This is a genomic window from Pseudomonas sp. MD195_PC81_125 (assembly GCF_014060985.1).
Lineage (GTDB): Bacteria > Pseudomonadota > Gammaproteobacteria > Pseudomonadales > Pseudomonadaceae > Aquipseudomonas > Aquipseudomonas parakoreensis.
The window spans coordinates 1-13952 of sequence record NZ_JABULD010000580.1; the positions used below are offsets into that span (position 1 = coordinate 1).

5 protein-coding genes and 2 pseudogenes are annotated in these 13952 nt (G+C 61.2%); 4 read left to right on the plus strand and 3 right to left on the minus strand.

Annotation, left to right across the window (positions count from 1 at the left end; translation table 11 throughout):
• Positions 1-31 precede the first annotated feature (31 nt).
• The gene (locus tag HT737_RS23115; protein WP_047292413.1) at positions 32-1390 is read right to left on the minus strand and encodes a TolC family outer membrane protein; all 1359 of its coding nucleotides are present in this window, start codon (positions 1388-1390) and stop codon (positions 32-34) included.
• 534 nt (positions 1391-1924) lie between these two features.
• Between HT737_RS23115 and HT737_RS23120 the strand changes: the two genes are divergently transcribed.
• From HT737_RS23120 to HT737_RS31920, 3 genes and pseudogenes are all read left to right on the plus strand, one after another.
• On the plus strand, positions 1925-8665 hold the full coding sequence (locus HT737_RS23120; protein WP_306287252.1) for a retention module-containing protein: 6741 nt from the start codon (positions 1925-1927) through the stop codon (positions 8663-8665).
• A pseudogene (locus tag HT737_RS31915) lies at positions 8662-10986 on the plus strand (VWA domain-containing protein); the annotation flags it as partial. The gene HT737_RS23120 and the pseudogene HT737_RS31915, both read left to right, overlap by 4 nt.
• Positions 10987-11077: 91 nt before the next feature.
• On the plus strand, positions 11078-11272 hold the full coding sequence (locus HT737_RS31920) for a hypothetical protein (protein ID WP_374011193.1): 195 nt from the start codon (positions 11078-11080) through the stop codon (positions 11270-11272).
• 92 nt (positions 11273-11364) lie between these two features.
• On the opposite strand, the gene HT737_RS23125 is transcribed toward HT737_RS31920, so the two are convergent.
• Together HT737_RS23125 and HT737_RS23130 are read right to left on the minus strand one after the other, a co-directional pair.
• Complete coding sequence (locus HT737_RS23125; protein WP_182404075.1) at positions 11365-12027, minus strand: hypothetical protein; 663 nt, start codon at positions 12025-12027, stop codon at positions 11365-11367.
• Positions 11993-13102: a hypothetical protein gene (locus HT737_RS23130; protein ID WP_182404076.1), complete on the minus strand. Its 1110-nt coding sequence runs from the start codon at positions 13100-13102 to the stop codon at positions 11993-11995. Before HT737_RS23130 ends, HT737_RS23125 begins: the two co-directional genes overlap by 35 nt.
• 538 nt (positions 13103-13640) lie before the next feature.
• On the opposite strand from HT737_RS23130, the pseudogene HT737_RS23135 reads away from it, so the two are divergent.
• A pseudogene (locus HT737_RS23135) lies at positions 13641-13931 on the plus strand (type I secretion C-terminal target domain-containing protein); the annotation flags it as partial.
• Positions 13932-13952: the final 21 nt, after the last annotated feature.

Consider the following 13952-nt stretch of genomic DNA (forward strand, 5'->3'; position numbering starts at 1 on the left):
GCAGCCTTCGGCAGCTCCTACAGGGGGTACTTCATTTCAGCTCAGGCAGGCGCGCTTCGTTTTTGACCTCGGTCGCCGCAATCGCATCCGCCGGCAGCACCACCCGTTGCTTGCTCAGCAACTGGCCCATGTTCGCCAGCACGCGGTACATCGAATATTCCTCGGTGTAGCGGATTTCGGTGTAGCGGCGGTTGGCGTTGTAGAGCTCGTTTTCGCTGTCGAGCAAGTCGAGCAGGGTGCGTTGGCCGAGGCCGAACTGATCCTGATACGCCGCGCGCACGCGTTTGGTGGTCTCGGCGTATTCACGGGCGGTCGGGGTCTGTTTGTTCGCGTTGACCATGGCGTTCCACGCCAGGTGAATGTTCTCGTTCAACTGGCGCAGGGCGTTGTTGCGGATGTCCATCGCCTGGTTGATCTGGTGCGCATCGGACGCCAGACGGGCCTTGTCGCTGCCGCCACGGAACAGGTTGTAGTTCATGATCACGCCCACGCGCCATTCGTTGTCGTGGCCCTCATCGCCTTGCACGTTGTTGTTCGCACCCACCGCCGCTTCGGCATCGAATCGAGGATAGAACGGCGACTTGGCAACTTCGTACTGGCTCTCGGCTGACTGCACGTCCGCCTGCGCGGATTTCAGGTACGGGTTGTTCTCGACCATGCTCTGCTGGGCTTCCGGCAGGCTGGTGGGGATTTCGCCGCGGGTCGACGGTGGCGCTTCGAGTTCATCGGGCATGCGCCCGACCACGGCGTAGAAGTTCGATTCGGCGTCGGCCAGATCGACTTCGGCGGTGTCGAGGTTGTTTTGCGCCAGCGCCTTACGGGCGACCGATTGATCGGAGTCGGCGGTACTGCCGATGCCGCGTTGGGTGCGCAGGCCGATCTGATCATTCACGCGCAGGTGCGCTTGCAGGTTGTTCTTGGCCAGGGTCACCAATTCACGCCGCTTGAGCACTTCGAGGTAGACCTCGATGGTACGCAGCGCCAGATCCTGGGCGGTGCCTTGCGCGTAGTAGGCGCGCGAGTTGGACACGCCCTTGGTGCGCTCGACTTCGTTGGCGGTGTTGAAGCCGTCGAAGATCATTTGCCGCAGGCGCAGTTCCGACTGGGTGTAATTGAGAATTTCGGTGTGGTGATTACCGAAGGCCCGGGTGTTGGTGTTGTCGCTGTAACCACGGCCATACGCGGCATTCAAGTCGACGGACGGATAGAAGCCACCCTTGGCCACTTTCACTTGTTCATCAGCTGACAGTTTGGCATCCACACGCGAGGCGAGATCCGGGTGGGTGGCAATGGTGCTCTGGATTGCCTCGGTCAGGTTCATGGCCTGGGCTTGAGAAGTGCAAGCCATGGCCAGCAAAACCGCGCTGCAGAGGGGGGTTAAAACGCGCATGGGGTGCATCTCCCTGGTCCTGATGGTGTGTTACCGTCGCCAAATATTTGACGATAATTTAAGGTGTAAGCGTTTCACTCTTGTAACAACAGAGCTAAGAACATCCTGAAGCGTAGCTAAGAAAAAATTTTCATAAGGCTTATGCCGAAAAAAAACTTATGCGCTTGGCCAAAAAACGGCACATTGTTCAGGACGAAAGCCTTTGTTTATGCGCTTCAGGGAGCACGGAAAGGCTTGAGGAAAGTTCCATTCACTTTGCGACATACGGCGAAGTAATGCTGAAGGGGAGGGACGCGTAGCGGCAGATGAGTGACGGTTTTTTGTCACTCGGGTGATTCACCACCGTTACGTAGCGCTAGTGGGTTTGCGGCATCGATCAGGATTGCGCAGTGCTTGAAAGCACCGACCTTTCCTTGTTTGCGCTACCTGCGAAACGAACTGTCGAGGTGCGAGCGTCACCCCGGCAACCCGCTTGAGCCATGGGCGTGCTTCGCGAACCAGTGCCGACGGTGTTCGGCAGCGGAGGAGTTTCACATGGCAACGCTCATCGGGATCGTCACTAAAGTCATTGGTCAGGTGTTTGCTCAAGGCACCGACGGCACTCGCCGCGCGCTGGTCGAGGGCGACCGCTTGTTTGCCGGTGATCAAGTGATCACCGGCGCAGAAGGCGCTGTCGCCATTCATTTGCAAAATGGCCACGAACTGACCCTGGGTCGCGACAGCAGCATGACCCTGTCCGGGCAACTACTGGCCAATCAGGCGGTGCACATTGATTCCCCTGAAGCGCTGACGCCGAGCGAAGCGCAACTGACCGATGTCGAGCAGATTCAGAAAGCCATCGCTGCCGGCGAAGACCCAACCAAAGCCGCTGAAGCCACCGCTGCGGGCCCGAACGCGCCGACTGGCGTGCCGGGCGAGGCGGGCGGTGGTCACAGCTTTGTGTTGCTGACTGAAGTCGGTGGACGAGTGGATCCGGTCATCGGCTTCCCGACCGCCGGTTTCAATGGCATTCCCGAGTTTCCCGAAGAGCGGCATAACGCGGTGATCGACAATGGCAACAACACGCCGATCGTGCCGCCGCCGGTCAACAATCTGGTGACCCTCAGTGGCCTCGCGGTGCCTGGCGGTGAGCTGACTCTCAATGAAGCCAACCTGCCCGACGGCTCCTCGGCCAACCCCGGCGCGCTGACTCAGAGCGGCAGCTTCACGGTGTCGGCGCCGGACGGCTTGAGCAGTCTGAACATTGGCGGCATCAGCGTGATCAGTGGCGGCGTGGCGGCGGGTTTCCCGCAGTCGATCACCACGCAACTGGGCAACACCCTGACCATCACCGGTTACAACGCTGCGACCGGGGTCGTCAGTTACAGCTACACCCTCAACGGCAATGACGCCCATCCGGCCGGTGACGGCGCCAACAGCCTCAGCGAACATTTCACCGTGACCGCCGGTGACAGCAATGGCGACATTGCCACCGGCTCGCTCGACGTCAACATCATCGATGACGTGCCCAGAGCGGTGAGCGACATCAACGCCAATACCGCGTCGGAAACCCTGCTGACCCTGACCGGCAACGTGCTGAGCAACGACGTGCAAGGTGCCGATCGCGTGCCCACCGGGCCTGTGACTGCCGGTACCTTCACCGGCACTTTCGGTACGCTGGTGTTGAATGCCAATGGCACGTACACCTACACCCTGAACACCGGCGACGCAGATTTCAAAGCGCTGCACGGTGGCGGCAACGGCACAGAGACGTTTACCTACACCATCACCGACTCGGACGGCGATACCAGCACTGCGAATCTGGTTTTGCAGATTCACAACAACGACGATCCGGTGCTGATCAATGGCCTGAACGCCGAGGGCGGCGAGCTGACGGTTTACGAGAAAAACCTCAGCACCGGCAGCGCGCCGGACGCTAACGCACTGACTCAAAGCGGCACGTTCACGATTACCGCGTTGGACGGCGTCACCACACTGACCGTGGGTGGTATTGCTGTGGTGACTAATGGTGTGGCTGCTGGCTTCCCGCAATCGGTGACGACACCGCTCGGCAGCACGATGACCATCACTGGTTTCAACGCAGCTACCGGTGTGGTCAGCTACAGCTACACCCTCGATCACAACGACGCCCACCCAATCGCCAACGGCGCCAACAACCTGCCTGAGCAATTCGCCGTCACCGTCGTGGACGACAACGGCACCACTGCCAATGCAACCCTCGATGTGAACGTGATCGATGACCTGCCCAAAGCGGTCGATGACAGCAACACGGGCACGGCCTCGGAAACCACGCTCACGCTGACCGGCAACGTGCTGACCAACGACGTGCAAGGTGCCGATCGGGTGCCCACCGGCCCCGTCACTGCCGGTACCTTCACTGGCACTTATGGCACCCTCGAACTGCACACCGACGGCACTTACACCTACACGCTCAACCCGACCGATGCCGACTTCAAAAACCTGCACGGTGGCGGCAACGGCACCGAGACGTTCACCTACACCATCACCGATTCTGACGGCGATACCAGCACCGCGAATCTGGTGCTGCAGATCCACAACAACGACGATCCGGTGCTGATCAATGGCTTGAACGCCGAGGGCGGCGAGCTGACGGTTTACGAGAAAAACCTCAGCACCGGCAGCGCGCCGGACGCTAACGCACTGACTCAAAGCGGCACGTTCACGATTACCGCGTTGGACGGCGTCACCACACTGACCGTGGGTGGTATTGCTGTGGTGACTAATGGTGTGGCTGCTGGCTTCCCGCAATCGGTGACGACACCGCTCGGCAGCACGTTGACCATCACTGGTTTCAACGCAGCTACCGGTGTGGTCAGCTACAGCTACACCCTGGTCGATAACGAAGCCCACCCAACCGCCAACGGCGCCAACAACCTGCCCGAGCAATTCGCCGTCACCGTCGTGGACGACAACGGTACGACTGCCAATGCAACCCTCGATGTGAACGTGATCGACGACCTGCCCAAAGCGGTCGATGACAGCAACACGGGCACGGCCTCGGAAACCACGCTCACGCTGACCGGCAACGTGCTGACCAACGACGTGCAAGGTGCCGATCGGATGCCCACCGGCCCCGTCACTGCCGGTACCTTCACTGGCACTTATGGCACCCTCGAACTGCACACCGACGGCACTTACACCTACACGCTCAACCCGACCGATACCGACTTCAAAAACCTGCACGGCGGCGGTAACGGCACCGAAACCTTCACCTACACCATCACCGACTCGGACGGTGACACCAGCACGGCGAATCTGGTGCTGCAGATCCACAACAACGACGATCCGGTGGTCATCAGCGGCCTGGATGTAAACGGTGGCGAACTCACGGTCTACGAGAAAAACCTCAGCACCGGCAGCGCGCCGGACGCCAATGCACTGACTCAGAGCGGCACGTTCACGATTACCGCTTTGGACGGCGTCACCACCCTGACTGTGGGCGGTATTGCTGTGGTGACTAATGGTGTGGCTGCTGGCTTCCCGCAATCGGTGACGACACCGCTCGGCAGCACGTTGACCATCACCGGGTTCAACGCAACGACCGGTGTAGTGAGTTACAGCTACACGCTGGTCGATAACGAAGCACACCCAACCGCCAACGGCGCCAACAACCTGCCTGAGCAATTCGCCGTCACCGTCGTGGACGACAACGGTACGACTGCCAATGCAACCCTCGATGTGAACATCATCGATGACCTGCCAAAAGCGGTGAATGACAGCAACGCCAATACCGCTTCGGAAACCCTGCTGACCCTGACCGGCAACGTGCTTACCAACGACGTTCAAGGCGCTGACCGCGTACCGACCGGCCCCGTCACCGCCGGTACCTTCACCGGCACCTACGGCACCCTGGAACTGCACACCGACGGTACCTACACCTACACGCTCAACCCGACCGATACCGACTTCAAAAACCTGCACGGCGGCGGTAATGGAACCGAAACCTTCACCTACACCATCACCGACTCGGACGGCGACACCAGCACCGCGAATCTGGTGCTGCAGATCCACAACAACGACGATCCGGTGGTCATCAGCGGCCTGGACGTAAACGGTGGCGAACTCACGGTCTACGAGAAAAACCTCAGCACCGGCAGCGCGCCGGACGCTAATGCACTGACTCAGAGCGGCACCTTCACCATCACTGCGCAAGACGGTGTAACGAGCCTGACCGTCGGCGGCATCGCCGTCGTCACCAATGGTGTGGCCGCAGGCTTCCCGCAATCGGTCACTACTCCGTTGGGCAGCACGCTGACCGTCACTGGTTTCAACGCAACGACCGGAGTTGTCAGCTACAGCTACACCCTGGTCGATAACGAAGCCCACCCAACCGCCAACGGCGCCAACAACCTGCCCGAGCAATTCGCCGTCACCGTGGTGGACGACAACGGTACGACTGCCAATGCAACCCTCGATGTGAACGTGATCGATGACCTGCCCAAAGCGGTGAACGATTCCAACGCCAACACCGCGTCAGAAACCAATCTGACTCTCACCGGCAACGTCCTCACCAACGACGTTCAAGGCGCTGACCGCGTACCCACCGGCCCTGTCACCGCCGGTACCTTCACCGGCACCTATGGCACCCTGGAACTGCACACCGACGGCACTTACACCTACACGCTCAATCCGACCGACGCCGACTTCAAAAACCTGCACGGTGGCGGCAACGGCACCGAAAATTTCACCTACACCCTCACTGATTCCGACGGCGATACCAGCACCGCCAACCTCGTCCTGCAGATCCACAACAACGACGATCCGGTGATCCTCAACGGTCTCGACGTGAATGGTGGCGAACTCACGGTCTATGAGAAAAACCTCAGCGACGGCACCAGTCCCGATGCATCGGCGCTGACTCAGAGCGGTACCTTCACCGTGACCGCGCTCGACGGTCTGCAAACCCTGACCGTGGGCGGCATCAACGTCGTCACCGGTGGTGTGGCCGCAGGTTTCCCGCAATCAATCGTCACGCCGTTGGGCAGCACGCTGACCATCACCGGCTACAACCCGGCGACCGGCGTGGTCAGCTACAGCTACACCCTGGTCGATAACGAAACCCATCCGAACGGCAATGGCGCCAACAGCATCACCGAGAACTTCAACGTGGTGGCGACTGACACTGACGGCAGCACCGCCAGCGGCCAGATCAACGTCAACATCATTGATGATCTGCCGAGCGCGCACGCCGATTCCGCCTCGGTGGCGGAGGGCGGCACCGTCAGCGGCAACGTGCTCGACAACGACATCGGCGGCGCCGACGGCCCGGCGGTGACCGGCGCGGTGGTCGGTGTGCGCGCCGGCTCCGACACCTCGACCTCGGCCATTGGCGGCCTCAACAGCAACATCAATGGCACCTACGGCTACCTGACGCTGGACGCCAACGGCAACGCGGTCTATCACAGCAACCCCAATGCCGTGAACGGCCCCGGTGCGGTGGATGTGTTCACCTACACCGTGCGCGATTCCGATGGCGATGAAAGCACCACCACCATCACCATCGATGTCGCCAACAGCAAGCTGTATGCGACCAGCGACACCGATGTCACCGTCTACGAAAAAGCCCTCGACCTGACCAAGGACGGCGCCGATCTGGCCCCGGGTACGGTCACCGGCAGCGACCCGACCAATACGGGCGAAACCGCCTCCGGCACACTGGTCGGTTCGGTCACCGGTGCGGTCGGCACCATCAGCTATACGCTGGTCGGCAGTGCCACCGGCAACTACGGGCAGATCGTGCTCAACCCCAACGGCACTTACACCTACACCCTGACCTCGCCCGCGACCACCACACCGCATGCCGACGACGGGGCCAATACCCTGACTGAAACCTTCACCTATCAGGCCACCGATTCGCTGGGCAATGTGGTCACCAGCACCATCGTCGTCAGCATCGTCGATGACGTGCCCAAAGCCCTCAACGACAGCAACGCCACCAGTGCCTCGGAAACCCAGCTGACCCTGACCGGCAACGTGCTGACTAACGACGTGCAAGGCGCGGACGTGGTCGCCATCGGACCGAATGCCGGGCCGATCACTGCCGGTACGTTCACCGGGACTTACGGCACGCTGGTGCTCAATGCCAACGGCACTTACACCTACACGCTTAACCCGGCTGACGCCGCTTTCAAGGCGCTGCACGGCGGTGGAAACGGCACCGAGACATTCACCTACACGCTCACCGATGCCGACGGCGATACCAGCACCGCCAACCTGGTGCTGAACATCCACAACAACGACGATCCGGTGGTGCTCAACGGCCTCGACGTCAATGGCGGCGAACTCACCGTCTACGAGAAAAACCTCAGTGACGGCACCAGCCCTGACACCCCGGCGCTGACACAGAGCGGTACGTTCACCGTCACGGCCCTGGATGGCCTGCAAACCCTCACTGTCGGTGGCATTGCCGTCGTGACCAACGGGGTCGCCGCAGGCTTCCCGCAATCGGTGGTGTCGCCGCTGGGCAGTACGTTCACCGTCACCGGTTACAACCCGGCGACCGGCGTGGTCAGTTACAGCTACACCCTGGTGGATAACGAAAATCACCCGACCGGCAACGGCGCCAACAGCCTCACCGAAAACTTCAACGTGGTCGCGACTGACACCGACGGCAGCACCGCCAGCGGCCAGATCAACGTCAACATCATCGATGACCTGCCGACCGCTAAGGCCGACACCGGCTCGGTGGTGGAGGGCGGTACGGTGAATGTCAGCGTGTTGGGCAATGATGTCACCGGTGCGGACGGCGCAGCGGCGGGTGGTGCTGTGGTCGGCGTGCGCGCCGGCGGCGACACTTCAAGCTCGGCGATCGGCGGCCTCAACAGCAACATCATCGGCACTTACGGCTACCTGACGCTGGACGCGGCGGGCAACGCCATTTACCACAGCAACCCGAACTCGGTCAGCCCACCGGGCGCCACCGACACGTTCACCTACACCATCCGCGACGGTGACGGCGACGAAAGCACTACCACCATCACCATCAACGTCGCCGACAGCAAACTCATAGCGTCGGTCGATCAGGACGTGACGGTCTACGAAAAAGCCCTCGACCTGACCAAGGACGCCAGGACCTGGCCCCCGGCACGGTCACCGGCAGCGACCCGAGCAACACCGGCGAAACCGCCACCGGTACGCTGGTCGGTGCGGTCACCGGCGGCAGCGGGGCGCTCACCTACAGCCTGGTCGGCAGCGCCACCGGCACCTACGGGCAGATCCAGCTCAACGCCGACGGCACTTACACCTACACCCTGACCTCGGCACCGAAAACCACGCCAAACGCCAACGACGGCGCCAACACCCTGAGCGAAAGTTTCACCTACAAAGCCACCGATGCGCTGGGCAACAGCACCACCAGCACAATCGTGGTCAACATCGTCGATGACGTGCCCAAAGCCGTGGCGTCGGACCGCTCGGTGGCGGCGGTGGAGATCGATTCCAATCTGCTGATCGTCCTCGATATTTCCGGCAGCATGGTCGACCCGTCCGGCGTGCCGGGCCTGTCGCGGCTGGATCTGGCGAAACAGGCGATCAGTGCCTTGCTCGACAAATATGACGACCTCGGCGACGTCAAGGTGCAGCTCGTCACCTTCAGCAGCAGCGCCACCGACAGGACTTCGGTGTGGGTTGACGTAGCGACCGCCAAATCGATTCTCGCCGGCCTCACGGCGGGCGGCGGCACCAACTACGATGCGGCGGTGGCGATGATGCAAACCGCTTTCAATACCTCCGGCAAACTCACCGGGGCGCAGGACGTCGGTTACTTCTTCTCCGACGGCAAACCGACCACCGGTCAGGAAATCGGCACCGCCGACGAGACCGCGCTGAAAAACTTCCTCGATGCCAACAACATCAAGAACTATGCGATCGGCCTGGGCAGCGGCGTGAGCAACGCCAACCTCGACCCGCTGGCCTATGACGGCATCAGCCACACCAACACCAACGCAGTGGTGGTCACCGACCTCAATCAGCTCAACTCGGTGCTGTCGGGCACTGTCGAAGGCGCGCCGGTCACTGGCTCGCTGCTAGGCGAGGGCGGTACGTTCGGCGCCGATGGCGGCTTCATCAAATCCATCGTGGTCGACGGAACCACCTACACCTATGACCCGCGCGCCAACAGCGGTCAGGGTTCGCTGACCGCAAGCGGCGGCACCAACCACGGCACGTTCAACACCGTGAACAACACGATCAGCATTGCTACCAACAACAGCGGCACGCTGGTGATCAACCTCGATACCGGCGACTACAGCTACACCTCGCAGAAAACCACGACCACGGTGATCACCGAGAACATCGGTTTCACCCTCAGCGACAATGACGGCGACCTCGCCAGCTCGACGCTGACCGTGAAAGTGATCCCCAATTCGCCACCGGTGGCGGTGGACGACCACGTCATCACCAACGTGCTGTCGAGCAGCGTCACGGTGCCGGGCGAACTGTTGCTGGCCAACGACACCGACCCGGATGGCGACACGCTCAACGCCTCGCCAACCACCTTCAACACCGGTTGGGTGGCCAAGGGCGCGGACTTCACCGGTACCGGCGCGATCACGTTCAACGGCACCAGCAACACGGCGGCCAACCAGAACCTGGCCGACGTGCGTAACGCGTTCGCGGCGAACACCGCCGCGATGACCGCGGTGCTGGTGGTCAGTGGTTACCTCGGTGCGGTGACCAACGCCAATGCCAACGATGAGGACTTGATCACCGTCAAACTGAAGCAGGGCGAAACCCTCAACCTGGATCACAACCTCGCGGCTGGCCACGTCACCATGGAGTACTCGGTCAACGGCGGCGCGTTCGTCAGCATCGCCGACGGCGACACCATCACCGCCAACGCCGATGGTACCTACCAGATCCACGTGACCAACATCAGCAACACCAGCGGCGGCAACCCCAATGCAGCGGAAAACTATCAACTGACCATGACAGTCAATTACGCCGGCGCCCACGACGTGACGCCGGACTTCAACGGCACCTACACCGCCAACGACAACCATGGCGGCAGCGACACGGCCAGCGTCAGCATCACTTATCAGGATGGCCACACCCTCACCGGCACTGCCGGGGATGACATTCTGGTGGCGGGCAGCGGCAACAACCTCCTCAATGGCGGTGACGGCAACGACGTACTGACCGCCGGGTCCGGCAACAACGAGATGCACGGCGGTGCGGGCAACGACCTGCTCTACAGCGGCCCGGGCAGCGACATTCTCGACGGCGGCACCGGCATCGACACGGTCAGCTATGCCCACGCCACCACCGGGGTTACGGTCAACCTCGGCCTGCTCGGTGCGCAAAACACCATCGGCGCCGGCACTGACACGATCAGCAACATCGAAAACCTGGTCGGCTCGAACTTCAACGACACCCTGACCGGCGACAACAATAACAACGTGATCAACGGCGGCCTGGGCAACGACATCCTCAACGGTGGTGGTGGCGATGACCTGCTGATCGGCGGCATGGGCAACAACACCCTGACCGGTGGAGCGGGAGCGGACACCTTCCAGTATCTCAAGGGCAACACTGGCCACGACACCATCACCGACTTCACCCCCGGCACCGACAAGCTCGACCTGTCGCAACTGCTGCAAGGTGAAAAACGGTACCACGGCGTCACTGGACGACTACCTGCACTTCACCGTCACCGGCAGCGGCGCCTCGGTGCTCACCAGCATCGACGTCAGCGCCCTGGCCGGCGCCACGCCGAACCAGACCATCGACCTGGCCGGCGTCAACCTCGCCAGCCACTACGGCGTGACCCCGGGGGCGGGCGGCGTGGTGGCCGGCGGGCACGACACGGCGACGATCATCAGCGGCATGCTCAATGATCATTCGTTGAAGGTGGATACAGTTTGACTGAGGTCTGAAACGACAATACCCGCCGTTCCGGTTGGGGAGCGGCGGGTTTTTACACTTGTCGAATGAAGCCTCCGTTTGCCGCGCCTCGCTCAGGGCAATACAACTTTCGGCAACAGACCTGTGTAGGGCGGCAGTGTGTTGAGCGATTCCATCACCCCGCTCAAGCTTGCCCCCTGTTTCTTCAGGCCGATGCCGCGTATGCCGAAATCGTTGCCGATGCCGTAGTCCTGATGATTGACGATATAAAGCCTGATGAGCTGGCGAACGGGGACGGTGAATGGCATCGAGAAGTCATACCAGACCCCGTTCTTCGGTAACTCATAGGCGACTTGCGGGCCATTGGGCAAACTGGTGGAGATCGACAGGAGTGGATTGACCAGATTGGGCGCAGGAGAATCGGGAACGTGAGTCGCCTTCATGCTCAGTATGTAAGTGCCGGGGGACAGTATGAAGTCCTGGTAGAACACGGCTCCCGCGTAGCCTGTAGCAGGGTTTATGTCCGTGAAGTTGAAGAACGCCTTGACGCCCGAATGTACGCGGATGAATCCGGAGCGGGCACCTGTGAAAGGGACCCAGCCATTGTAAGAGTCGTCCTGAAAGTCGGTCGCGTGCACCCGTGAAAGTGTTCTCGCCTGGGAGGCCGGGAACGAAGCATCAGCCGGCTCGACTGTAAAAGCATGGTCGCCAAGTTCCTGCCCGGAGAGCGTATGGCTCCAGTCACCCGTGGCGCCTACGTTGATGCTGGCTGTCACGGCACCATTGTCGCGCAGTACGATCGTCTGACTGGCCGTTCCCTTGCCCGTTAGCACGAACGTCGTGGCAGTGGTGGAAGCACCATCGGGCACTTCCGGGCCGGTGGCGGAATCGGCTTTCACCGAGGTAATGGTGGGTGCCACCGGCGCAATCGCCCGGACGGTGTAAACCTGGTCCCGGGAACTTCGTCGCCGTCGCGAAGTTTCCGCTCTTGTCCTCCGACACCCAGAACTCCATCAGCAAACCGGAGCCGTCTGCCAATTGGGACAGAAAGCTGGCTGGCAAGGGCTTGGGCCAGAAACCCTGGCTGACCCAGGTCGCATTCACCCGGCTGGCACCGCCATTCCAGATCTGCAAGGTGACGGCTACCCCGGCACGATTGCGGCCTGTCAGTTTGAGCCACACCTGCTGCCCCGACGCGATGGCCGTCCATGACTGGCCGTGAATCGTGGCGTCTCTGCCCTTCAGCGCCACCACGTCAAGCGTCTTGCCCGGTTCGGCTTCCACGATGATCGGCGGGTTCAGGACGCGCTGATTGGCGTTGATCATAATGGACGTCGTCGGTGACACATTGCTGTTGCTCAACTGATCGACCACCGTGGCGCTTACCGGATGGGTGCCGTCACCGATCTGCTGCAGATCGGCACTGCTCAGGGTGTAGCTGATCGGGTTGGCAGGGTGGGCGTAGGGAATGGTTTTGCTCCACCTCCCCACGGTCAGCGTCACCACGTCATATTCGCGTGGGTAGTTGCGAGTTAACGTGAACGTGGCAGGCTGCCCCGGGGCTACACTGGCCGGATGGCTGGCCGTGATGCCGGAGGCCGGGTTGTTGAACAGCACGTTGAGTACCGGGGTGGAATCGTCGAAGTTGCCGCTGGGTCGGGTTACCCGATAAAACAGGGTGTTGCCGCCATCCACCAGCCCGCCCCACGGCAGTTCCATGTCGATGGGGTCGTTCTCCTCGCCCGGTTTGATGATCTTGATCACAGAGGTCGCCAGGCCGTTGACCCACAACCTAACGGAGTCATTTGCTTGCAGCGTGGTGGCCAGTGTCGTGACTGGGTCGATCACCATGAACAGCGCGGTGGTCGGTGAATGAAGGCTCAGGGGAATACCGAGATGGTAGACCCCAGGCGGAAATACCTTTTGCTCTGCTCCCGGAATCGCCATGGGGAACAACCTAAGCAAGGCCTTAGTCTCTGCCGAGTTGACATTTATGCTCATGCTGCTCTCCTGACGTGCGTTGAGAACCCTCTACGGGAGGACTTCATTACACCGTGAGCGGAGAGGGTCGTCACCTGTCAGATCTGACAGGTGAACGGGTTTCAGGACGAGTGGTTGGCTGGTGACAGCGGCTTCTTCCGGGGCGGCGGCCCGACAATGCCAGCCCGTCTGGCACATTGACAGGACTAAAACCCCTCCCCAAGGAACACAAGTCGGCGGATTCGGGCGAATGCGCAGTGAAAGGCGCAAGGTTGTGTGGTTTTGCGGATATGTCCTTGAACACGTTTAGCTAATTTCGAAGGCGTTGAAATGACAAAACCCGCACTCCCGGTACTAAGGAAAGCGCGGGCTTTGGGTTGGGATGAAAAATAAATGCGTCCCCTTTTGCGGTGCGGACACCTTCCAGTACCTCAAGGGCAACAGCGGCCACGACACCATCACCGACTTCACCCCCCCGGCACCGATAAGCGCGACCTGTCGCAACTGCTGCAAGGTGAAAACGGCACCACCGCGTCGCTCGACGACTACCTGCACTTCATCGACCTGGCCGGCGTCAACCTCGCCAGCCACTACGGCGGTGACCCCGGGGGCGGGCGGCGTGGTGGCCGGCGGGCACGACACGGCGACGATCATCAGCGGCATGCTCAATGATCATTCGCTGAAGGTGGACACGGTGTGATCAGGGTCTGAAACGACAAAA

Excerpts from the sequence above, each read along its gene's own strand:
- HT737_RS23130 (WP_182404076.1), bottom strand. The coding sequence starts at position 13,102 with ATGGTGATCGACCCAGTCACGACACTGGCCACCACGCTGCAAGCAAAT.
- HT737_RS23115 (WP_047292413.1), bottom strand. The coding sequence starts at position 1,390 with ATGCGCGTTTTAACCCCCCTCTGCAGCGCGGTTTTGCTGGCCATGGCT.
- HT737_RS23120 (WP_306287252.1), top strand. The coding sequence starts at position 1,925 with ATGGCAACGCTCATCGGGATCGTCACTAAAGTCATTGGTCAGGTGTTT.